Origin of the sequence: Acinetobacter beijerinckii CIP 110307 (assembly GCF_000369005.1) — a bacterium.
Lineage (GTDB): Bacteria > Pseudomonadota > Gammaproteobacteria > Pseudomonadales > Moraxellaceae > Acinetobacter > Acinetobacter beijerinckii.
Genome location: NZ_KB849765.1, coordinates 646,165 through 667,994, shown reverse-complemented (window position 1 = coordinate 667,994; position 21,830 = coordinate 646,165). Strand labels below are relative to the sequence as shown.

21 protein-coding genes are annotated in these 21,830 nt (G+C 41.2%); 9 read left to right on the top strand and 12 right to left on the bottom strand.

Going from position 1 to position 21,830, the window contains the following annotated elements; translation table 11 throughout:
* Positions 1-142 precede the first annotated feature (142 nt).
* Both ppc and F933_RS08695 read right to left on the bottom strand, forming a co-directional pair.
* Positions 143-2,824, bottom strand: a complete 2,682-nt coding sequence (ppc, locus tag F933_RS08700) for a phosphoenolpyruvate carboxylase (RefSeq protein ID WP_005060391.1) — start codon at positions 2,822-2,824, stop codon at positions 143-145.
* A gap of 84 nt (positions 2,825-2,908) precedes the next feature.
* On the bottom strand, positions 2,909-3,532 hold the full coding sequence (locus F933_RS08695; RefSeq protein ID WP_005060389.1) for a TetR/AcrR family transcriptional regulator: 624 nt from the start codon (positions 3,530-3,532) through the stop codon (positions 2,909-2,911).
* Positions 3,533-3,685: 153 nt separating this feature from the next.
* Here F933_RS08695 and F933_RS08690 point away from each other — a divergent pair, with 153 nt between their 5' ends.
* The 6 genes from F933_RS08690 to F933_RS08665 all read left to right on the top strand — a co-directional run bounded on the left by F933_RS08690 (position 3,686) and on the right by F933_RS08665 (position 11,372).
* Complete coding sequence (locus tag F933_RS08690; protein ID WP_005060385.1) at positions 3,686-4,786, top strand: efflux RND transporter periplasmic adaptor subunit; 1,101 nt, start codon at positions 3,686-3,688, stop codon at positions 4,784-4,786.
* Between the two features lie 2 nt (positions 4,787-4,788).
* Positions 4,789-7,917 (top strand): efflux RND transporter permease subunit, encoded by a 3,129-nt coding sequence (locus F933_RS08685; RefSeq protein ID WP_005060382.1) that lies wholly within the window; start codon positions 4,789-4,791, stop codon positions 7,915-7,917.
* A gap of 132 nt (positions 7,918-8,049) precedes the next feature.
* Positions 8,050-8,427 carry a hypothetical protein gene (locus F933_RS08680; protein WP_005052732.1) on the top strand — a complete coding sequence of 126 codons (378 nt, stop codon included), beginning with the start codon at positions 8,050-8,052 and terminating at the stop codon, positions 8,425-8,427.
* A 144-nt stretch (positions 8,428-8,571) separates the two neighbouring features.
* Positions 8,572-9,687 (top strand): molecular chaperone DnaJ, encoded by a 1,116-nt coding sequence (gene dnaJ, locus F933_RS08675; RefSeq protein ID WP_005060380.1) that lies wholly within the window; start codon positions 8,572-8,574, stop codon positions 9,685-9,687.
* 115 nt (positions 9,688-9,802) lie between these two features.
* Positions 9,803-10,624: a 4-hydroxy-tetrahydrodipicolinate reductase gene (gene dapB / locus F933_RS08670; RefSeq protein ID WP_005052726.1), complete on the top strand. Its 822-nt coding sequence runs from the start codon at positions 9,803-9,805 to the stop codon at positions 10,622-10,624.
* Between the two features lie 97 nt (positions 10,625-10,721).
* On the top strand, positions 10,722-11,372 hold the full coding sequence (locus tag F933_RS08665; protein ID WP_005060373.1) for an START domain-containing protein: 651 nt from the start codon (positions 10,722-10,724) through the stop codon (positions 11,370-11,372).
* Between the two features lie 69 nt (positions 11,373-11,441).
* Here F933_RS08665 and F933_RS08660 read toward each other — a convergent pair whose 3' ends face one another.
* Together F933_RS08660 and dkgB are read right to left on the bottom strand one after the other, a co-directional pair.
* Positions 11,442-12,629, bottom strand: a complete 1,188-nt coding sequence (locus F933_RS08660; protein WP_005060371.1) for an MFS transporter — start codon at positions 12,627-12,629, stop codon at positions 11,442-11,444.
* 1 nt (position 12,630) lies between these two features.
* Positions 12,631-13,437 carry a 2,5-didehydrogluconate reductase DkgB gene (gene dkgB / locus F933_RS08655; protein WP_005060368.1) on the bottom strand — a complete coding sequence of 269 codons (807 nt, stop codon included), beginning with the start codon at positions 13,435-13,437 and terminating at the stop codon, positions 12,631-12,633.
* Between the two features lie 136 nt (positions 13,438-13,573).
* Between dkgB and F933_RS08650 the strand changes: the two genes are divergently transcribed.
* Positions 13,574-14,476 (top strand): LysR family transcriptional regulator, encoded by a 903-nt coding sequence (locus F933_RS08650; protein WP_005060365.1) that lies wholly within the window; start codon positions 13,574-13,576, stop codon positions 14,474-14,476.
* Here the strand turns inward: F933_RS08650 and F933_RS08645 are convergent.
* Positions 14,424-14,834, bottom strand: a complete 411-nt coding sequence (locus F933_RS08645; protein WP_005060364.1) for a hypothetical protein — start codon at positions 14,832-14,834, stop codon at positions 14,424-14,426. The two genes, F933_RS08650 and F933_RS08645, sit on opposite strands and share 53 nt — an antisense overlap.
* 90 nt (positions 14,835-14,924) lie before the next feature.
* On the opposite strand from F933_RS08645, the gene F933_RS08640 reads away from it, so the two are divergent.
* Entirely contained in the window at positions 14,925-16,352 is a 1,428-nt protein-coding gene (locus tag F933_RS08640; RefSeq protein WP_005060362.1) for an aminotransferase-like domain-containing protein, read from the top strand.
* Here F933_RS08640 and ahr read toward each other — a convergent pair.
* From ahr to F933_RS17020, 7 genes are all read right to left on the bottom strand, one after another.
* Positions 16,349-17,374, bottom strand: a complete 1,026-nt coding sequence (gene ahr, locus F933_RS08635) for an NADPH-dependent aldehyde reductase Ahr (RefSeq protein WP_005060360.1) — start codon at positions 17,372-17,374, stop codon at positions 16,349-16,351. The genes F933_RS08640 and ahr overlap by 4 nt on opposite strands.
* Before the next feature lie 26 nt (positions 17,375-17,400).
* Positions 17,401-17,955, bottom strand: coding sequence for a DNA-3-methyladenine glycosylase I (locus F933_RS08630; protein ID WP_005060358.1), 555 nt, complete (start codon positions 17,953-17,955; stop codon positions 17,401-17,403).
* Positions 17,956-17,992: 37 nt separating this feature from the next.
* On the bottom strand, positions 17,993-18,238 hold the full coding sequence (locus F933_RS08625; RefSeq protein WP_005060356.1) for a hypothetical protein: 246 nt from the start codon (positions 18,236-18,238) through the stop codon (positions 17,993-17,995).
* A gap of 9 nt (positions 18,239-18,247) precedes the next feature.
* Positions 18,248-18,784: a M23 family metallopeptidase gene (locus F933_RS08620; protein ID WP_005060354.1), complete on the bottom strand. Its 537-nt coding sequence runs from the start codon at positions 18,782-18,784 to the stop codon at positions 18,248-18,250.
* 38 nt (positions 18,785-18,822) lie between these two features.
* On the bottom strand, positions 18,823-19,860 hold the full coding sequence (gene mutY / locus F933_RS08615; RefSeq protein WP_005060351.1) for an A/G-specific adenine glycosylase: 1,038 nt from the start codon (positions 19,858-19,860) through the stop codon (positions 18,823-18,825).
* 202 nt (positions 19,861-20,062) lie between these two features.
* Positions 20,063-20,800 carry a dienelactone hydrolase family protein gene (locus tag F933_RS08610; RefSeq protein WP_005060349.1) on the bottom strand — a complete coding sequence of 246 codons (738 nt, stop codon included), beginning with the start codon at positions 20,798-20,800 and terminating at the stop codon, positions 20,063-20,065.
* A 162-nt stretch (positions 20,801-20,962) separates the two neighbouring features.
* Positions 20,963-21,121 (bottom strand): DUF1328 domain-containing protein, encoded by a 159-nt coding sequence (locus tag F933_RS17020; RefSeq protein WP_004878181.1) that lies wholly within the window; start codon positions 21,119-21,121, stop codon positions 20,963-20,965.
* A gap of 189 nt (positions 21,122-21,310) precedes the next feature.
* Here F933_RS17020 and F933_RS08600 point away from each other — a divergent pair, with 189 nt between their 5' ends.
* A complete protein-coding gene (locus tag F933_RS08600; RefSeq protein WP_005060347.1) occupies positions 21,311-21,763 on the top strand; it encodes a YcgN family cysteine cluster protein in 453 nt (150 codons plus the stop codon).
* Positions 21,764-21,830 lie beyond the last annotated feature (67 nt).

Below are 21,830 nucleotides of genomic sequence, written 5' to 3'. Positions count from 1 at the left end.
ATTTTTCAACGAATATTTGAAATATTAAAAAAGAGAGATAGAAAAAAATTTTTAAATTTTTTTTAAAGAAATGGAATATTTTGCCAATTTTGCCATCAATAGCACTTATTTCTATTGATGGCATGGCTCAGAAAAGTAAAATTTAGCCAGTATTACGCAAGCCAGCGGCTATCCCGGCAATACTGACCATTAAGGCGTGATCGACTGGGCTATGCTCCGTTTGGTGTTCTGCTAAATATAAACGTCGACGTTTCATCAGTTCTGCTTGCAACAGATGCAAAGGCAATAAATATGGTTTACGCACCTGCATGGATTGATCAAGCACTTCGTTATTGCTCAAAAGTTTTGATTCACCTTTTAAGTTTAATAAGGTATCTACTGCATTTTGCAAACGTTGACGTAACTCTACACCTAACACTTTCAAATCCTGATTTTGAGTCAGGTGAGATTCATAATACAAAGCAATGTTGGCATCAGATTTGGACAATACCATTTCCAACATATCAATTAAGGTTTGAAAATATGGCCACTGTTCCAACATCTCATCCAGTGTTTTTTTATGTTGTTCGTGTACTTGATTGATCGCCGTTCCTGTTCCGAGCCAAGCAGGCAACATTAATCGAATTTGTGTCCATGCAAATACCCAAGGAATCGCCCGAAGAGACTCTATACCACCACTGACTTTACGTTTTGCAGGACGTGAACCAAGCGGCAGCATTTGCAATTCTAGCTCAGGCGTAACGGTACGCAGGTAACTCACAAAATTCGGATTTTCACGCACGGTTTGACGATAAACCTGTACCGATAAATCAGTCATTTGATTCATCAGGTCGCGCCATTCTTTTTTCGGTTCAGGTGGTGGTAATAAGGTTGCCTCTAAAGTCGCGGCGGTATAGATCTCTAGATTTTGCAGCGCAATACCTTCTAAACCGAACTTGAAGCGAATCATTTCACCTTGTTCAGTGACACGGATGGCTCCTGAGATTGAACCCGGTGGTTGAGAGAATAACGCTTGCTGGGTTGGCGCACCACCACGACTGATCGAACCACCACGACCATGAAATAAGGTTAATTGCACGCCGTGTTGTTGAGCGACAGCCGTTAATTCTTCTTGAGCACGATATTGTGCCCAGTTAGCTGACATAAAACCTGCATCTTTTGCAGAGTCTGAGTAGCCAATCATCACTTCATGTTTAGCTTGAATATGCTGTTTATACCAATGCATATTAAACAAGGTGTTCATGGTTTTGGCTGCACCATCGAGATCTTTTAAGGTTTCAAATAATGGTACCACGCGCAGCGGGTGCTGAATTCCTGCTTCTTTTTGTAATAAAAGTACAGCTAAGACATCGCTTGGATATTCCGCCATCGAAATAATATACGCACCCAAACTCTCGGTCGGTTGCTCAGCTAAAGTGCGCATGGTGGCAAAGACTTCGAGTACATCAGGGTGCTGAATTAAGCTTCCTTCAGGTTCAGTAAAGAACTTTGGTAATAACGGACGCTTGCTTTGTAATTCCTGAATCAGAAAGTTCTGACGTGCTTGTTCTGTCCATGATTCAAAATTACCTAAACCTAAATATTCAGTAATGGCTGAAATGGCTTGACGATGTCGACCTGATTCTTGGCGTATATCAAGTTTAAGTAATTCAATCCCAAAACAATTGATTCGATAAATAAAATCAAGTAATTGTCCGTTGGCGATTTCAGCAAGATTACTTTCTATTAAAGAGCGATAGCAAAGTAATAAGGGTTGTAGTAATTCATCTTTATTTCGAATGATATGACTATCATCGGCTTCTTTTCCTTGTAAGCGCTGTCCTAACCAATAGCGAGTGGCTTTTAAGCGCTCACGGGTTTCACGTAGATATTCACGATACGGTTCTGGGTGTTCATAACCCAAGGCTTGAGTCAGTTCATGAGAGCAACTTTGGATAGAGAGTTCCCAACGCAGATTTTCAATATCACGTAGGTATAAATCTGCCGCTTGCCAACGTGATAGCCAGAGCACTTCTTGAGTCACTTGATGGGTGACATTTGGATTACCATCACGATCACCACCCATCCATGAAGCAAAACGGATTGGTGCAATATTCAGTGGTAAAGCCTGTTCACAATGTTGCTGGGACAATTCATTCAGTTCACGCACGAATTTGGGTACAGCATTCCACAAGGTTTGTTCAATCGTTGCAAAGCCCCATTTTGCTTCATCAACAGGGGTTGGGCGATGTTGACGGATTTCATCCGTTTGCCAAGCCGAACTGACCAATTGTTTTAATGTGGCAATCGTTTCTTGGCGTTCTCTTGGAGTGAGTTTTTGCTGATCGAGTTTGGATAAACAATCGGTAATATCATCATATTTTTGAATTAAAGTACGACGGCTCACTTCAGTCGGATGAGCAGTCAATACCAGTTCAATTTTTAGATCACAAATTTGCTGAAACAACTGTTGTGTATCAATATGTTGGGTTTTAAATTTTTCGAATAAATGAGGAAGAGGATTTGGACTCGGTGCTTGTTCATCAAATTCAGCCTGACGACGACTACGAACGACGTGATATTGCTCTGCAATATTGGCGAAGTTCAGGAAATGTGAAAATGCACGGGTCAGGGGTAAAATTTCTTCGTCTTTTAAACCAAGGAAAAGTTGTTCTAATTGTTTTTCTGCTTCAAGTTGACCGTCACGAGCGCCTTTTGCCAATGCGCGAATTTGTTCAATTTGATTAAACAAATCTTGCCCTGCATGTTGTTTAAGGGTTTCACCGAGTAAATTGCCCAATAAACGGACATCTTCACGTAATGGAGCAGTGATTTGCTGAATCATTCTATTTCTCCTGTTGTTCTCATTCGACTATAGCGTGATTGAGAGACAATCCAAGTGGAGAACGTAAAAAAATGTGAATATTATCTAATTTTTAGGTTGATATTTAAGCAAAAAAATCTCAATCGATTGTTGAATCATCTGATCAATTTCAGCCGCTGTTGGTACGGGCGCTAAATTCAGTAAAACTTGTTGATGGCGTATGCCTAATAGAAGTGACAGCATCAGTTCAGTTTGTTTAATCGGCTGGTCTGCTTGAATAAATTTAAACGCGATCGCCTGTTCAAAAAAATGACACCACACATTGCACATTCGGGTATGGGAAGCATCAAAAAATTGTTGTGCTAAGGGACTTTGTTCGGCTGCAAGTTCAAACATAAGACAATCTAATTTTATTGCCTCGGGTAAATAAATAATGCCTAAAGCACGATCACACATTAAATAAAGCGCTTGTTTAAAATCAGATTCTGCTGTCAGTTCAAATTGTTTTGCTCGAATAGATTCTTCACAGCTTTCTTCAATCGCGCATATAAATAGATTGGCTTTATCTTGAAAGTGGTTATACACCGTCAGTTTAGTGACACCAGCTTCTTTGGCAATCTGATTCATATTGGTCGCATGAAAACCCATTTTTAGAAAAATAGATTTAGCCGCCTGTAAGATCTTGGCTCTTTTTTCTAAATCCTTTGGGCGACCACTGTGAATTTGCACTATACCTTTCTCTTTTAATTTATTTACAAATCAAGTTTATAGATTTAATTTTTAATTAGTGTACTCACGGGTATATTAATTAAAAAATAAACAATCTATCATAATGTTCATATTGTGCCTTAAAAAATCAATTTGAATAAGAGCGAAAAAGAGATGAATCTGCTAAATCATGTAATTGTGGGGTTGCTCGTACTCAGCAGTGTCACTTTAACAGCATGTCAAAAAGAAGTTCCCAAGACTGAGGAAATCCCTTATGTCATGGTGGCTCAGCCAAGTAGCAATCATGTTGATCAAAAAAGCTATGCAGGCGATGTCCAAGCGAGACAACAAACTGCACTTGCATTCCGTGTTGGAGGACAAATTACTGAACGGTATGTCGATGTCGGTGATCGGGTCAAAGTGGGGCAAGTGCTTGCTAAATTAGATGTTAAAGATGCGCAATTGCAAATGAATGCAGCCAAAGCGCAATTTGATAGTGCGCAGGCAGCAGCAAAAATTGCATCTGAAGAATACAAGCGTTATCAACAACTTTTACCTATTAATGCAGTCAGTCGCTCGCAGTTCGATGCGATCAAAAATCAATACGAATCGGCACAAGCAGGTTTACAACAAGCACGTTCTAATTATGAAGTTGCTTCCAATCAAACAGGTTATAACCAGCTGATTTCGAATAAAAATGGTGTAATCACGCAACGTCAAATTGAAGTCGGACAAGTTATTGCAGCAGGACAAGCTGCTTATCAGTTGGCGATTGAAGGCGAGCGTGAAGTGGTTTTTGGCGTGCCAGAGCAATTGGTGAGTACCATTAAAGTGGGGCAACCTGCGTGGGTCACGCTTTGGTCGCAACCTGATGCACGTTTTGCTGCTAAAGTCCGTGAGGTTTCTCCCGCAGCAGATCAATCACGCACATTTACGGTGAAAGTCTCTTTACTTGAAGGTCAGTCGAACATTCAACTGGGTCAAAGTGCACGTGTATTTTTTGTGGCTAATGAAAATAATGTGCTGAGTGTACCTTTATCGAGTGTCACCGCAAATGATCAGCAAGGCTATGTTTGGGTCGTCAATAGTAATCAAACCTTACGTAAAGTTCCTGTGACAATGGGTACTTATGGGCGTGATAGTGTACCGATTCTTTCTGGTCTCAAAGCAACAGATTGGGTCGTGGTTGGTGGTGTGCATTTACTTCGTGACCAACAAAAAATTCACCCAGTAGATCGTGAAAATCGCGAAGTTAAGCTTAAAGCTGGAGGTTAATCATGAAATTTAACCTCTCAGAATGGGCACTTAAGAATAAGGGCATTGTCCTTTATTTTATGCTATTGCTTGGACTTGTGGGAATCATTTCTTACTCCAAATTGTCTCAAAGTGAAGATCCTCCGTTTACCTTTAAGGTGATGGTGGTACAGACCTACTGGCCAGGTGCGACTGCCAAAGAAGTCTCGACTTTGGTGACAGATCGAATTGAAAAAGAGTTAATGACCACAGGACAATACGACCGAATTATGGCGTATTCACGTCCGGGTGAATCGCTGGTTACTTTTGTCGCCAAAGATAGTTTGCCTTCGAGTGCCATTCCAGATGTTTGGTATAACGTTCGCAAAAAGGTCAATGATATTCGTCATCAGTTACCAAGTGGTGTGCAAGGTCCATTCTTTAATGATGAGTTTGGCGATACTTTTGGCAATATTTATGTGCTGACAGGCAAAGATTTTGACTATGCGGTGATGAAAGAATATGCAGATCGTTTGCAACTGCAATTGCAACGGGTCAAAGATGTCAGCAAAGTCAATTTAGTTGGATTGCAAGATCAAAAAATTTGGATTGAGCTATCTAATACCAAAGCTGTACAACTGGGTGTACCCGTTACAGCGATCCAAGAAGCAATTCAAAAACAAAATGATATGGCAAGTGCAGGCTTCTTTGAGACAGGCACAGACCGTATTCAGCTTCGGGTTAGTGGACATTTGCATAGTGTCGATGATCTGAAAAAAATGCCGTTATTGGTGGGCGACAAAACCATTCAACTCGGTGATGTAGCAGATGTCTATCGTGGTTTTAGTGAACCTGCGCAACCACGTATGCGCTTCATGGGTGAAAATGGTATTGGTATTGCCGTTTCGATGCGTAAAGGTGGTGATATTATTGCCTTAGGTAAAAACCTTGAGACTGAATTTAACAGCTTACAGAAAAGCTTACCTTTAGGAATGAAACTGCAAAAAGTTTCAGATCAACCCGTTGCAGTACAGCGTAGTATTCAAGAGTTCTTAAAAGTTCTTGCCGAAGCCGTAATCATTGTTTTATTGGTCAGTTTCTTCTCGCTTGGTTTCCGTACGGGTTTGGTCGTTGCACTGTCTATTCCATTGGTACTCGCAATGACCTTTGCTGGCATGAGCTTATTCGATGTCGGTCTACATAAAATTTCACTCGGTGCTTTGATTCTCGCCCTCGGTTTGTTGGTTGACGATGCGATTATTGCTGTTGAAATGATGGCAATCAAAATGGAGCAGGGCTACAGCAGGCTCAAAGCCGCAGGTTTCGCATGGCAAACCACGGCATTTCCAATGTTGACAGGAACGCTGATTACAGCAGCAGGTTTCTTGCCGATAGCGACAGCACAATCGGGTACAGGTGAATATACGCGTTCAATTTTCCAAGTGGTGACCATCGCTTTGGTTGTGTCTTGGATTGCAGCTGTTTTATTTGTGCCATATTTAGGTGAAAAATTATTACCTGACTTCACCAAGCAAAAGCAACAAGCTGCTTGGTATGTGCGTTTATGGGCAAGATTACGTAAGCAACCTGCGCCTGTTGTTGAGGCACATGGTCAACATCATGATCCTTATCATTCTAAGTTTTATCAATCTTTCCGTCGTGTGGTGGAAATCTGTATTACCTACCGCAAAACGGTGATTGCAGTAACAGTGGGTATTTTTGTGCTCTCTGTGGCGATGTTTAAACTCGTGCCGCAACAATTTTTCCCACCTTCCAATCGCGCTGAAATTTTAGTGGATTTAAAGCTCGAAGAGGGTGCATCACTCACGGCTACAGAGCAAGCCGTGAAAAAAGTTGAGAAATTCTTATCAACACAGCAAGGTATTGATAACTATGTGGCGTATGTCGGAACTGGTTCACCACGGTTCTATTTACCTCTAGATCAGCAGCTTCCACAAGCGAGTTTTGCACAATTTGTGGTGTTGGCTTCTTCATTAGATGACCGCGATGAAATCCGCCGTTCATTAGATCAACAAATTAAAAAGCTATTACCGCAAGTCCGCACCCGTGTTTCTTTATTAGAAAATGGACCGCCTGTGGGCTATCCATTGCAGTATCGTGTTTCTGGTGAGGATTTGGGAACGGTACGTTTATGGGCACAAAAGGTTGCCAAAGTTTTAGGTGAAGATCCAAATACTACTAATGTGCATCTGGATTGGGGAGAGCCGAGTAAAATCATCTCTATTGAAATTGATCAAGATCGCGCACGTCAAATGGGTGTATCTAGCTCAGATTTAGCAAACTTCCTGAATGCCTCGGTAACAGGAACGGTGATGAATCAATATCGTGAAAAAAGAGAACTGATTGAGATTCGTTTACGTGGTGATAAAACTGAACGAGCTGAAGTCGCGTCTTTAGCAAGTTTGGCTGTACCAACCAGTAATGGCACCACAGTTCCTTTAGCGCAAATTGCAAAAATTGAATCACGCTTTGAAGAAGGTTTGATTTGGCATCGTAACCGTTTACCAACCATTACTGTTCGAGCGGATATTCGCACAAATTTGCAACCAGCAACCGTGGTTCAGCAGTTAGCCGATCAAATGCAAAGCTTACGTGCTGATCTACCGAATGGGTATCTGCTCGAAGTAGGTGGCACAGTGGAAGAATCTGCCAAAGGTCAAAGCTCGGTGAATGCAGGTATGCCATTATTTTTGGCCGTGGTGATGACATTACTCATGATTCAATTACGCAGTATGTCTCGTGCGACAATTGTATTGTTGACAGCGCCGTTGGGTTTAATTGGTGTGGTTGCATTCTTATTACTGTTCAATAAACCCTTTGGTTTTGTGGCGATGCTCGGCACCATTGCGCTTTCAGGCATGATCATGCGTAATTCGCTGATTCTGATTGATCAGATCGAGCAAGATATTCATGCAGGTCATGCGCCGTGGGATGCAGTGATTGGCGCAACCATGCGCCGTTTCCGCCCAATTGTGTTGACCGCACTCGCAGCGGTGCTTGCAATGATCCCATTATCACGCAGTATTTTCTTTGGTCCGATGGCTGTGGCAATTATGGGTGGCTTGATCGTAGCAACCTTATTAACCCTATTTTTCTTGCCTGCACTCTATGCAGCATGGTTTAAGGTTAAGAAAACAACACAACTATCGTAATTATTTTGTGAATAAAGGTGCGAAATATTGAAAATTTCAATATAGTAGCACCTATATTTTAAGACCAAAAAATAATTGAATTTCATTGCATGACCAATTTAACGAAATGCAGTGAATGAGGTGATATAGAGCATGGCGCAAGACAATATTGAGCAACATCGCCGCTATGTGGTGATTTCATACGTGTTCATGTTTCTTGCATTATTTACAATTGTGTTTGCAGCGTTTGCGTATGTGTTAGCACGAAAAGTTGCAATTGTGGATAATGCTGAAGTATGGATACATGCACATGCACTTTGGATCATGCGTAATGTGTTGTTGTTTATATTGATGGCCTTTTTCGCGGCACTTTGGTTTATACCCTTATTCTTTTTTGCTTGGGATAGCGCTTTATGGGTGACAGGAATGACTGTTGCTGGTGTTGTCTTTGGTTTGATTGCATGGTTGTACTTATTAAATGCTTGGTTAAATGGCGTTTCTAAATACTTAAAAAATAAAGCTGTTTTCTAAATTATCGCTTTTTTGTTTGGGTAGCCCTTGTAAATCTGTAATCTAACCCCTATTAAGGCTCTGTTGACTTTAGAAATAAAATGTCAATAGAGCCTATTTGTTTTTGTAGAGATTGAATTTATTCCGTGAGGAGCATCGCCAACCATGGCTAAACGTGATTATTATGAGGTTTTGGGCGTTTCGAAAACCGCAAGTGATGATGAGATTAAAAAAGCCTATCGTAAGTTGGCGATGAAGTATCATCCAGATCGTAACCCTGACAACGCTGAAGCAGAAGAGAAATTCAAAGAAGCATCAGAAGCCTATGAAGTGCTTTCTGATGGTGAGAAGCGCAGTATGTATGATCGTGCTGGTCATAGCGCTTTTGAAGGCGGTTTCGGCGGTGGCGGCGGTTTCGGTGGTGGTTTTAGCGCTGAAGACATTTTTAGCCAATTCGGTGATATTTTCGGTGGCGCGTTTGGTGGCGGTGGTCGTCAACAACAACGTCAACGCCGTGGCTCAGATCTTCGCTATGTCATGGAACTCACACTTGAAGAAGCGGTTAAAGGTGTGAAAAAAACCATCACCTTTACTGCGCCAGCACCTTGTGAGGTTTGTGATGGTAAGGGATCTAAAAATCCAAATGATGTAGAAACTTGCCGTACTTGTCATGGTTCAGGTCAAGTGCGTATGCAACAAGGCTTCTTCTCAGTCCAGCAAACCTGTAGTACCTGTCGTGGTCAAGGTAAAATAATCAAAAACCCATGTAATAGTTGTCATGGTTCGGGCGTGGCTGATCGTCAACAAACGCTTGAAGTGACTATTCCAGCAGGCGTAGATAATGGTGATCGCGTACGTTTAACCGGTAAAGGCGAAGCAATTCGTGATGGTCAGGCGGGCGACTTATATGTAGAAGTTGTGGTGCGTGAACACGAAATTTTCCAACGTGATGGCGCTGATCTTTACATGGATGTGCCAGTGAGCATCGCAGATGCTGCACTCGGTAAAGAAATGGAAATCCCGACCCTTGATGGTCGTGTAAGCTTGAAAGTTCCTGAGGGGACACAAACTGGTAAATTATTCCGCTTACGTGGCAAGGGTGTTCGTCCTGTCCGTAGTAGCATGGTCGGTGATTTACTTTGCCGTATCGTGGTGGAAACGCCTGTGAATTTAACCAGTCGTCAACGCGAGTTATTGAAAGAATTACAAACCTCTTTGGATGGTGATGGACATGCGTCTTCTCCAAAGAAAAAATCTTTCTTTGATCGTTTATTCGACTAATCGATATTTAGATAAAAAACCTGCTTCGGCAGGTTTTTTTATGGGTTTTTTTTAGCGTAATGTGAGAGTTTTGCTATAGTAGCGAGATTGTTTAAATAAAAGACTGGGAAAAATTATGTCAACTTCTCCACGCATTGGTATTTTAGGTGCAGGCGGACGCATGGGACGTATTCTAATTCAAGCTGTGCAACAGGCTGGCTATCAACTGGCTGCGGCTGTTGAGCGTCCTGAAAGTAGCTTAGTGGGTACAGATGCAGGTGAGCTTGCAGGTGTGGGAAGCCTTGGCGTCAAGGTGGCAGGAAGTCTGAGTGAAGTATTAAAAGACTGCGATGTAGTGATTGACTTCACTGCACCTGTTGCAACAGAACAGCACCTAAAGTTATGCCGTGAAGCAGGCGTAGCGATGGTGATTGGTACGACAGGTATGTCTGATGAGCAAAAAGCATTTTTAGATGACACGGCAACTCAAACACCAGTCGTCTATGCAGCCAATTATTCAGTTGGCGTGAATGTATCTATTAAACTGTTGGAGCTAGCTGCAAAAGTATTTGGTGACACTGTAGATATTGAAATTATTGAAGCTCATCACCGTCATAAAGTCGATGCACCATCGGGGACTGCTTTTATGATGGGTGAGGCGATTGCTGATACTTTAGGTCGTAACTTAAAAGAAGTCGCGGTCTATGGACGTGAAGGTTATACCGGTCCTCGTGATCGTCAAACTATTGGTTTCGAAACGATTCGTGGTGGCGATATCGTGGGTGAGCACACTGTGATGTTTATTGGTGAAGGTGAGCGTGTTGAAGTGACACATAAAGCCACCAATCGTATGAACTTCGCTTCAGGTGCTGTGCGCGCAGCAGCGTGGGTGGTCGGACGTGAAGCGCGTAAATATGACATGAAAGATGTTTTAGGCTTTAACGATTTGGAAGTATAAAACGTTCCTTTTTTGTACTATAACAGAGCTTGTCGAGCTTTCTTTCTTAGATGAGTGAAAACAAGCTCTTGCCATCATTAAAACAATTGAGCGTGACATGAATAAAAAACATATCGTCCTCGCGACACTGCTCAGCATGACCAGTTTTGCGGTTACTGCTGCATCAGATACAGCGAAACTCAGTTTGCATCGCAATAATATTAAGGTTTGGACATACCAAACAGAAAACAATCCGATTATTCAATATAAAGCTGAAACCACCTTTGATGTGCCATTAGAACGTGCTGTTGCCGTGGTTCTTGATGTCGAACGGACACCACAATGGGTGCCTTATGTGGGTAAAGCACAAATGTTAGCTCGAGATGAGAAAAAAGGTGAGTTCACACTTTATATGGTTTTAGATTTCCCATTTCCATTAAAAGATCGAGATGTGGTGATTAAAGGCAAAATGACTAAAAATGCAGATGGCAGCATTAGTATTAAAAATAATGCCATTCAAAATAATTACCCTGAACAAGCAGATGTGGTTCGACTGACCAAGTATTCTGGTGATTGGACTTTTCAAAAAATAGCCAATAATAAAGTCAAAGTCATCACCAATGGCTATGCTGATCCAGCTGGCTCAATTCCATTAAGCTTTGTAAATATGTTTGTTCAACAGCAACCTTATCAAATGTTAATGAAAATGAAAAAGGAGGTGAATAATCCAATATATGCACAACCTAATTTGCCTGACGTATTGAAATAATATGCATTTGAACCTTTGTACTTGTATGAAAGAACAAGCCTGATTTATATCAGGCTTTTCTATTCCGCATCAGCTTTGAGAGCATTGTTCTAATGTTGTGCTTGGTTTGGTTGTTAGTTTGATTTGGATAAATACCAAGATTAAACCGACTCCTGCTAATAGCGCACCGATCATGGAAACCGCCGTATAATTTAAGCCGATACTCAACACTGCACCACCAGCCGCTGCACCGATGGCATTGCCTAAATTAAATGCTCCAACGTTGACTGAAGATGCCAGTCCTGATGCCTCATGCGCTACTGCCATCACGCGCATTTGTAAAGGTGGAACGATTGCAAATGCTGCCGCACCCCAAATCACTAAACCAATGGCTGCACCAAGTTGAGTTTTTGCAAGAATTGGAAAAATCAGCATTAATCCAATCAATAAAGCTAAGAAGCCAATCAGGGTTTTATCTAACGATAAATCTGCAAATTTGCCGCCAAAGTGATTACCAATCGAGAAACCAATACCAATTAAGACCAACATTATGGTGATAAAGGTCGATGAAGCGTGGGTGAATTGTACTAAGCTCGGTGCAATATAGGTATATAGGGTAAACATGGCAGAGGCACCAAACACCGTGGTGAGCAATGCCAAAACCACAGGTAGTCGAGTAAGCACCTTCAGCTCCATTTTCACATTCGGTTTTTGCCCAACTGAACCGACAGGTAGAGCTTTCCAAAGAGCAACCATGGTGATAAGACCGAGTGCTGAAATCCCCAGGAAGGACATTCGCCAACCAATATTTTGCCCGATCCAAGTTGCAAGTGGCACACCACCAATATTGGCAATGGTGAGTCCCATAAACATGCTGGCTACAGCACTGGCTTGTTTATTTGCTGGAACCACACTCGCGGCAACCACGGATCCAATTCCAAAAAAAGCACCGTGGTTCAGACTGGTGATTAAACGTGCTCCCATTAGACTCATATAATTAGGCGCAAACGCTGCGATTAGATTACCAATCGTAAAAATTGCCATCAGTAAAATAAGCGCATTACGACGAGCAAAACCACCGAGCCATAAGGTCATAATCGGTGCACCGAGCATAACACCCAAGGCATAACCTGTGATCAGCATACCAGCGCTTGGAATCGACACACCAAGATCATTGGCAATATTGGGCAGCAAGCCCATAGGCGAAAACTCAGTGGTTCCAATTGCAAAAGCACCAATTGCTAGCGCAAGTAGAGGAAGATTGATACTTTTGCCCATTCTATTCATCCCATTGCGGTGCAAGTTCAGGCGGGTCGATTTCACGTCCATTACGTTCTAGTTGCGCTATCATCTGCATCTCTTCCACGCTTAATTTTAAATCTTGCGCTTTTAAGTTGCTGATCAAGTTTTCACGCTTAGTGGATGATGGAATAACGGCAAAACCGCGCTGTAGTGCCCAAGCCAATGCAACTTGTGCAGTGGTGGCTTGATGCTGTGACGCAATTTCAAGCAAAACAGGGTCGTTTAACACTTTGCCATAGGCAAGCGTCATGTATGAGGTCACATCGATCTGTTGTTCGCTTAGATAATTCACCAAGCTCTGATTTTGTAAATAGGGACTTAACTCGATTTGATTAGTTGCAATATGTTCTGCACCGATGCTATCGATTGCTTGCTGTGTGAGTGCAATATTAAAATTAGAAACACCAATCAGTTTGGTCAAACCTTGTTGTTTTGCTTCCAATAATAATTGCATTAGCTCAGTAATATTGGTGCCTTGAGAGGGTGCAGGCCAGTGAATTAAGGTCAGATCAACGGCATCAGTACCAAGCTTCTGTAAACTCTCTTTCAGGCTAGGGATTAATTTTTCTTCAGAGAAATTACTGGTCCAAATTTTTGTCGTTAAAAATAACTCTTGTCGCGCAATACCACTTTCAGCAATGGCTTGCCCTACGGCGGCTTCATTTTCGTAAATTTGAGCGCTATCAATGGCACGATAACCGACCTCTAATGCATTTTTGACTGAGTTAATGGCGATTTGGTCTTTAAGTCGAAATGTACCTAAACCAAATTTTGGGATACGCATGTGATTTACCTCATCTATTTCTGCTCAATGGAGCGTATTCTGTGCATAGATGCGATTTTGCAACGATTATTGTTGCTAAAAAATAGATGAATTTGCAAAATATAGTTGACTAAATATCAATAATTAAGAGGTAGCAATGAGATCGACCATTGAAGAACTGCATGCTTTTATGACCATTGTAGATACTGGTTCTTTTATTGCTGCCGCTGAAAAATTAGGGCAAACAGCTTCAGGGCTTAGCCGTTCATTAAGTCGTTTAGAATCGAAGTTGGAAGTGACTTTACTGGAGCGCACCACACGGAAATTGAAATTGACCCAAGAAGGACAGCAATTTTTAAATCATGCGCGCAAAATTTTAAGTGATTTAAATGCAGCAGAAGAAGCATTACAAAAATCGGATCAAGATACCGCAGGTGTTATTCGCGTAGATTCGGCGACACCTTTTATTCTGCATGTGATTACCCCACTGGTACATAAATTTAGGCGGTGTTATCCAAATATTGAAATTGAATTAAATAGTAATGATCTAGTCATTGATCTTTTGGAGCACAAAACTGATGTGGCATTTCGTTTTGGAGAATTAAATGATTCGAGTTTACATGCCAAGTTGGTGTGTAAAAGCCGTATATATATTGTTGCAAGCCCAGAATATTTAAGTCGAAAAGGGATGCCGCAACAACCAAAACAGCTATATGAACATGATGTTGTGGGTTTTACTCGTCCAACATATATCAATAAATGGCCGATTAAAGTCGATGGTGAATACTTTTTAGCACAGGCTAAAGTTAAAGCATCGAGTGGTGAAACGGTCAGACAATTATGTTTACGTGGACAAGGTATTGCACGACTTTCTGAGTTTGAAGTTTGGCAAGACATCAATGAGGGGCGATTGATTGCCTTATTTGAAGATCAAATTGAGTACTCTTATCAAAGCATCCATGCTGTGTATTATCAACAAGAGCATCTACCGAAGCGTGTTCGTTTATTTATCGAGTTTCTGTCTGAGCAATTAGCTCACGGTTTTTCAGTGTGCCAATAGTTTGATTGGGAAGTTGCACTTCTAGAACAGGAGTTGGCTCACCAGTCGCCTGTACCAAAGAGACGACGATATGCTGCTGTTGTAGACTACATTCCAAAACAACAGTTGGAAGTAGTGTTCCTGCTAAAACCACACCGTTTTCATTTGGCTTTTTATAGGTTAGCTTCAAGGTATCTTTTTGATCTTGAGTCGGGATGTGTTCAAGTTTCCATAATTCATAAGTCGGTTGATTTTGAATTTTTAAATATCCCTGAGTTAGGGTTTTACAGACCTCTTGCTGTTGATATGCTTGCTGATCAGTGAGCTGACAACCTGCAAATAAAACTGTAGTTAATATAAATAATATTATATTTTTCATCGTCTTACTCCTTCACTATTGATTTTTATAGCTTAACGGTGTTTTATAAACCAATACAGATACAGAAATTTATAAAAAAGCAGTACAGAAATGGCATTTCAATACCAGCGTTTGGCTGAACAGCTATCGCAAAAGATTTATCAACATGAATTACAACCGCAACAGAAGCTCAGTTCTTTAAGGGAATTTGCTCGTCAGCAAAATATTAGTTTGAGTACAGCCCAGCAGTGTTATGAATTATTGGAAGCAAAAGGGCTAATCTACGTCAAAGCCAAGTCAGGATATTTTGTTAGTTCTCGACAATACCAAAGCCCGATTCCAGACAGTCCCCATTTCGAATCTAAAGCTCGACAGGTTTCAAATTTAGATTTGCAGAATCAAATTCAAACGGCTTCGATTCAAAGCCATTTAACGCCATTAGGGGCGATTCAACTGTCTCCACATTTGATTCCTGTAGATGGGTTGCGTCGTTCTTTACAACGTGCGCTTAAACATTGCCAACCCGAAGATTTTTTATACTGTAATAAGCAGGGGCATCAATTATTAAGACAAGCACTGTCAGATCATTGGCGTGAAGATGGAATTTATGTCGCCACTGAGGATATTTTCATTAGTAATGGTTGTATGCCTGCCATTGCATTATTAATCCAGCAGATGAGCCGTGAAGGGGATAGCATTATTATTCCAACTCCAACCTTCAACGGTCAGTTGCAGATGTTGGCAAGTTTAAAACGTAAGATTATTGAAATTCCTGCTGATCATCTCGGTATCGATTTGGAACGTCTAGAATTCTTTATGCAACAGGGCAGTGCGAAACTCTGTTTATTGACCGCCAATTATCAGAATCCATTAGGATATTGTTTAAACAATCAACAAAAACAAAAGATTGCAGAGTTGGCTCAGCAGTATCAATGTTTTGTCATCGAAGATGACATCTATGCCGAATGTAGTTTTGAAAAAGAGCGACCATTACCGATTCGTTATTGGGATCAGCAAGGGTATGTGCTTTGGTGTGGTTCGGTATCAAAATCATTATCGACTGCTTATCGTGTCGGTTGGTTTTGTATCGGTCAGCGGCTCGAATATTTGCGCCCAAAATTAATGGCAAACAATGTTGGGGTAAATACGCCTTTGCAACTTGGTTTAGCAGATTTTATTTATAGCCGTGGTTATCGAGAGCATTTGGATCAATTAAGACCAAAGTTAATGCAACAGGTTGAACAGTATCGAGCTTGTATTTTAGAGACTTTTCAAGGTATTCCGATTGCTTTAAGTCAATCACAGGGTGGTTATGCGTTATGGATGCAGCTTCCTGAAACAATCACAGGACTGGATTTATACTATTTAGCGCAAGGCAAGGGAATTAACATCGTACCAGGAGAAGTGTTTGGCGAAGATCGACGTTATCAACACTTTATTCGCTTAAACGCAGGGCATGCATTGACTGATGAAATCCGCCACGCGATTCAGCAGTTGGCGGATTGGATCAGACAAAGTTTGAAGATGCCTTTGAGTTAGTCAAAATCAGCTTTCAGTACGATGCGATAACGTGCTTGTCCTGAATGCAATCGTTCGATTGCATCATTGAGTTGAGACATTGGGTAAAGCTCAATTTGAGGTGCAATATTGCGACGCGCGGCAAACTGAAGCAGTTGACGAAGTGCCAAAGGTGAGCCTGTTGGTGATGAGGTAACAGATTTTGCACCACTCATGATTGCACCCACCGAAACAGGAATAGGCTCTAGAGTGACACCGAGGAAATGTAAGCTGCCTTTCGGTGCTAAAGTATTTAAATAGGCTTGCCAATTTAAGGTGACATTGACGGTACTTAATAATAAATCGAATTTACCACGCTGCGCCTTAATTGCTTGAGCATCACGGCTATTCACGACATGATCAGCGCCCATGGCTTTGAGTTCTTCAGTTTTTTCTGGATTAGAACTAAAAGCAGTGACTTCACAGCCCCATGCTTTCAATAATTTAATTGCGATATGACCTAATCCACCGATCCCAATGACACCCACATGATGCGTTGCTTGGATTTTATGTTTGAGCAACGGATCAAATACCGTAATCCCGCCACACAATAATGGGCCAGCACTCTCAGGAGCTAAGTCATCAGGTAAAGGAATGACCCATTGCCACCCGGCACGGACTTTTTCGGCAAATCCACCCGCATGTCCAACAATCGTTGCAACACTGCCTCCAGTACATAGCACTTGATTACCACCAATACATGGATCACAAGCTTGGCAAGTTTCAGCTGTCCAACCGATTCCAACACGTTGACCTAGTTTCAAACCTTTGGCTTCTGATCCTAAAGCGCTAATCGTACCCACAATTTCATGACCTGCGATCACAGGATAGCGCGAAGACTGCCAATCGTTATTAATCACAGAAATATCTGAATGGCATAGACCACAATATTCGACTTTGACTTCAACTTGGTGTGCTTGTAACTCACCAGCATCAAATTGATAAGGAACCAATTGCTCACCTGCTTTCATCGCAGCATAAGCACGTATTTGATTATTACTCATGAGAACTCTCCTGTGGAGGAATTTTTTTATTTAAAAGAGCAGTGGTTTTCGTGATCATTCACCATGCCGACTGCTTGCATAAAGGCATAACAGGTTGTTGGTCCAACAAATTTAAAACCACGTTTTTTTAGCGTTTTAGATAATTTCTGGCTCAATTCAGTTTGAGCAGGGGCTTCACGATAGTTTGCAACATCATTATTTATGACTTTTTGATCAACGAAACTCCATAACCATGCTGATACATCAGCGACTTCATCTTTCAAGGCTTGCCATGCAATCGCGTTATCTCGAATGGCTTTTAATTTACCCAAATGGCGAATCAAACCAGAATCGGTCAGTTTATTTTCAAGTTGATCATCCGTCAGCGCAGCAATCTGAGAGATTGGGTATTGGAAGAAATGGGAGCGATAATGTTCACGTTTTTTTAAAACAGTAATCCATGATAGACCTGCTTGTTGCCCTTCAAGACAAAGCATCTCAAATAAATGAGCTTCATCATATTGTGCCTTGCCCCACTCTTGATCATGGTAAGCAATGTACAAGGGATCATCCGAACACCAGCCACAGCGTTGGGTTGTCATCGTGGAAGCTCCTTATCGTTATTAGAAAGTTTTTTATCTATAGTTCAAATTTAACCCATTCATTTGGGCGTGTGTCCCAATAATATAGTTCTGATGTATTTAAATCACTAAACTTTAGCCAAAAGTCTTTACCTGATTTATCGGCGAAGCCCGTGCTGATCAACAAAGCATCTTCCGTAATTTCCATGATCCAACCTTGATAGCTGGTCCCATTCGAAATTATTTTTTGCTGATTACCTGATTCTGCGAATTCAACCAGTCGTTCGATCAATGCATCTGACATTGTTTTTTCCTAACGTAAATAAGGATATGGATTGACTGCGCCACGCCCTTTACCATTTAAATAAATTCCGTAATGTAAATGTGGGGCGGTGTGACGTGCATTGCCCGTATTTCCCACATAACCGATCAGGTCACCTTTACGAACATAATCGCCAACATTAAGACCACGTTTATGACCATCTAAATGAGCATAATAATGCCAAGAACCTGATGGCCCCATGATCCAAATCACTTTACCACCAAGATTATTATTACGTAAATCAGCAACTAAGCCTTCGGTAGCACTATACACTTTCGTTCCACGCTCTGCCATGATATCAATGCCCTCATGACTGCGGCCTTGACTACGTGCGGCGCCCCAAGTATCGCGTAATTCATGCCGACTAATTCCTTTGACAGGAACTGGAAGGCGACTGTCCAAACGTATACTTTTGAGTTTATTGACTTGAGCATTCGGTAATGGTGTTGGTTTCTTAGGTGCTGTGGTACACGCTGCAAGTAATATGATCAACACAGCAAGAACCGAATAAGAAATTGATTGACGCACAAAAACTCCTTGCGTTCTGATTTACAGCATAAATAACATCACGATTTTTGTTTAGCTGTAATCAATTTTTTCATGGCAGTGGGAATGCCTTTCGCAATCGCCGTTTCAGGATTAAGCCATATCCCGTTCAGTTCAATGCTGAGTTGTTCTTTTTGATCATGTTCCACGTGGAACAGTTTTTCATTTAACAACCAAGTGAAATGGGTAAAACTATGACTAATCTGTAAAGATGATACTTGAGCTTGTAGTTTAAAGTGTTGCTCAATCTGTTGTAGTTCGGTTGTCTGCTCAATAATTGGCAGACAATATAAACCACCCCATAAACCATGCGCTTCACGTTGATGCCAAAGCCATTCCTCACCAGATTGAATCACTAAAATATCTGCCGTTTTTATAGGCACAGGCTTTTTAGCTTTTTTAAAGGGCAGTTCTTGTTCTAATCCTTGTTGATAAGCTTGACAGTGCTGCTGCATTGGGCAGTAAAGACATAAGGGTTTTCTCGGTGTACAGATGGTTGCACCCAAGTCCATAATCGCCTGAGTGTAATCATGGTTGCGTTGTTGTGGGCATAGGTCTTTTGCGATTTGCCATAAAGCACGTTCATGTTGTGGTTTAGATAAATCATCTTCGATAGCAAAGAATCGAGCTAAAACACGTTTCACGTTACCATCCATGATTACGCCATATTGGCGTAATCCGAGAGACATCAGTGCACCCGCTGTGGATGGTCCAATACCTGGTAGTTCGATCCACTGTTCTAATGTCTCAGGAAACTTTCCTTGCTGCTTTACAATGCCTGCCGCTTTGTGCAAATTCCTTGCTCTAGCGTAATAACCTAAACCTGCCCAGTACGGGGCAACATCATCCCAACTGGCTTGACCCAAATCATTGACAGTCGGAAAGCGTTGAATAAAACGATCAAAATATTGCAGCACTGTTTTGACTTGTGTTTGCTGCAACATGATTTCTGAGACCCAAACTTTGTAAGGGTCATCCGCGACTTGCCACGGTAAGTCATGACGACCGTGTTGGTCAAACCATGTAAGCAGCGCATCAGAAAATGAAAAATCAGACATGAATCAGAACAATCAAAAGCAGAGGGGCATTATAGCGGAAATCAGGGATTGATAGGATGTTATCTATCTTTCAAAAATACATGATCCAATAGTGATACAGTAAATATTGATGTGAATGCGAGTTAATGTTTGCTAGAGCAAAGGCGATATTCATGCCGCCTTTGCACGATTAAGCATTATCGAAAGTTTGTAAGCTTATCAATCACTTTAAATATTTATCTAACAACTCATACATCGCTTCAAGACCTTGACGTTCTGCTTCTGCGTTATAACCGAGATCAACATGATTCGCTTTGGCACGCTCATCTGCGAGTGGATTACTAAAACCGTGTTTTGCATCTTCAAAGATAATCACTTCATGATCTACATTTGCATCATGCATTTCCTGACGGAAACTTGCGACATCATCTAAAGTCACCATGCTATCAAGTTCGCCATGCAGTACTAAAATTTCCGCTTTAATTTGATCTTTTTGAGCAGGAGCATTGGTCGCTAATACCGCATGGAATGTCGCAACTGCTTTGATATCTGCACCAGAGCGAGCTAAATCAAGTACAACTTTACCACCATAGCAAAAGCCAATTGCCGCCAGCTTATCAGCATTGACTTCAGGTTGTGCAGCTAAGGTCGCTAGACCTGCCTTTGCACGATTGACGATCGTATTTGGTTGTTCAAAGGTTTGATTCATCCATTCTGAAGCTTGAGGTACGGCCGTAGTAACTTTTTTATCACCGTACATATCGATTGCTAAGGCAGCAAAGCCATGTGCTGCAAGTTCGCGTGCACGTTGTTCCGTATATTCGTTACGTCCCCACCATTCAGGTGCGACGATTACACCTGCAACAGGTTGATCTACAACAGGTGAGGCAAAATAACCGATTAAGCGTTGACCATCTGCTGCTGTATATTCAATTTCACGAGTAGTAATAGAAAAACTCATTTTCAGATCCCAAACTGTATTTTTAAAATAGTGGATAAAGCATAAAATAATATGATGGACGAGATGTAAAATTTTTTAGGTGAAATGAGAAGCTAGAAATAAAAAAAGAAGAATACGATGATTCTTCTTTTTTATTTTATTCAGTTTCTAATTCTTAGAAAGCTAAACTTTACCACGTGATAAGAAACCAACTACGGCAAGTATGGCTGCAACCACCAGTAAGATTACGGCGAAGTCTTTAGATAAACCTGCAACACCACCAAAACCAAGTAAACTAGCAATTAATGCAATCACTGCAAAAATAATAGCCCAGCGGAACATATTACTTCCTCCTAAATTTATCGTTATGTGCTTACTATAGCGTGTGTTTTTTAAACTAAATGTGGTTTTTCTGTGGTTGAAGTGTTGAAATGATTAAGAATTGTTAATCAGTTAAGCGCATCTAAAACCAGCTTGTTGAATAATAAATGCTATAATTAATACTGATTTTTTAGCCCGAAACGCACCCGTATGTCTGCTGAATTAAGACCCAATTTTTGGAAACAATATCCGCTTGATCAGTTGAATAATACTGAGTGGGAAGCACTCTGCGATGGCTGTGGTTTATGTTGTTTGGTAAAACTAGAAGACGAAGATACGGCTGAAGTCGCCTACACTAAAGTGGCATGTAAATTACTCGATTGTAAGACCGCACGCTGCTCGGACTATATCAATCGTCAGCAGCATGTTGCAGATTGCATCCAATTGACGCCAGAACGTTTGCAAACGATTACATGGTTGCCACCGAGTTGCGCTTATCGACGCTTAAATGAAGGAAAAAATTTACCTTCATGGCACTATTTAAATACAGGTTCTCGCCAAAGTGTGATTAAAGCTAAAAAATCGGCGGCAGGGCGTTGTATTTCAGAAGTTGAAATTAATGAAGAAGATATCGAAGACTATGTAGTGCGCTGGATACGCTAATATTTAGACTTCATTCATTTAACCAATATGAGTAAAAACAACATTTTTACAGTATTTCTATATGCAG

What these genes read in the sequence shown, in the direction of transcription:
- ppc (WP_005060391.1), bottom strand. Translation starts at nt 2,824, where the DNA reads ATGATTCAGCAAATCACTGCTCCATTACGTGAAGATGTCCGTTTATTG.
- F933_RS08690 (WP_005060385.1), top strand. Translation starts at nt 3,686, where the DNA reads ATGAATCTGCTAAATCATGTAATTGTGGGGTTGCTCGTACTCAGCAGT.
- F933_RS08685 (WP_005060382.1), top strand. Translation starts at nt 4,789, where the DNA reads ATGAAATTTAACCTCTCAGAATGGGCACTTAAGAATAAGGGCATTGTC.
- F933_RS08680 (WP_005052732.1), top strand. Translation starts at nt 8,050, where the DNA reads ATGGCGCAAGACAATATTGAGCAACATCGCCGCTATGTGGTGATTTCA.
- dnaJ (WP_005060380.1), top strand. Translation starts at nt 8,572, where the DNA reads ATGGCTAAACGTGATTATTATGAGGTTTTGGGCGTTTCGAAAACCGCA.
- dapB (WP_005052726.1), top strand. Translation starts at nt 9,803, where the DNA reads ATGTCAACTTCTCCACGCATTGGTATTTTAGGTGCAGGCGGACGCATG.
- F933_RS08665 (WP_005060373.1), top strand. Translation starts at nt 10,722, where the DNA reads ATGAATAAAAAACATATCGTCCTCGCGACACTGCTCAGCATGACCAGT.
- F933_RS08660 (WP_005060371.1), bottom strand. Translation starts at nt 12,629, where the DNA reads ATGGGCAAAAGTATCAATCTTCCTCTACTTGCGCTAGCAATTGGTGCT.
- dkgB (WP_005060368.1), bottom strand. Translation starts at nt 13,437, where the DNA reads ATGCGTATCCCAAAATTTGGTTTAGGTACATTTCGACTTAAAGACCAA.
- F933_RS08650 (WP_005060365.1), top strand. Translation starts at nt 13,574, where the DNA reads ATGAGATCGACCATTGAAGAACTGCATGCTTTTATGACCATTGTAGAT.
- F933_RS08645 (WP_005060364.1), bottom strand. Translation starts at nt 14,834, where the DNA reads ATGAAAAATATAATATTATTTATATTAACTACAGTTTTATTTGCAGGT.
- F933_RS08640 (WP_005060362.1), top strand. Translation starts at nt 14,925, where the DNA reads ATGGCATTTCAATACCAGCGTTTGGCTGAACAGCTATCGCAAAAGATT.
- ahr (WP_005060360.1), bottom strand. Translation starts at nt 17,374, where the DNA reads ATGAGTAATAATCAAATACGTGCTTATGCTGCGATGAAAGCAGGTGAG.
- F933_RS08630 (WP_005060358.1), bottom strand. Translation starts at nt 17,955, where the DNA reads ATGACAACCCAACGCTGTGGCTGGTGTTCGGATGATCCCTTGTACATT.
- F933_RS08625 (WP_005060356.1), bottom strand. Translation starts at nt 18,238, where the DNA reads ATGTCAGATGCATTGATCGAACGACTGGTTGAATTCGCAGAATCAGGT.
- mutY (WP_005060351.1), bottom strand. Translation starts at nt 19,860, where the DNA reads ATGTCTGATTTTTCATTTTCTGATGCGCTGCTTACATGGTTTGACCAA.
- F933_RS08610 (WP_005060349.1), bottom strand. Translation starts at nt 20,800, where the DNA reads ATGAGTTTTTCTATTACTACTCGTGAAATTGAATATACAGCAGCAGAT.
- F933_RS17020 (WP_004878181.1), bottom strand. Translation starts at nt 21,121, where the DNA reads ATGTTCCGCTGGGCTATTATTTTTGCAGTGATTGCATTAATTGCTAGT.
- F933_RS08600 (WP_005060347.1), top strand. Translation starts at nt 21,311, where the DNA reads ATGTCTGCTGAATTAAGACCCAATTTTTGGAAACAATATCCGCTTGAT.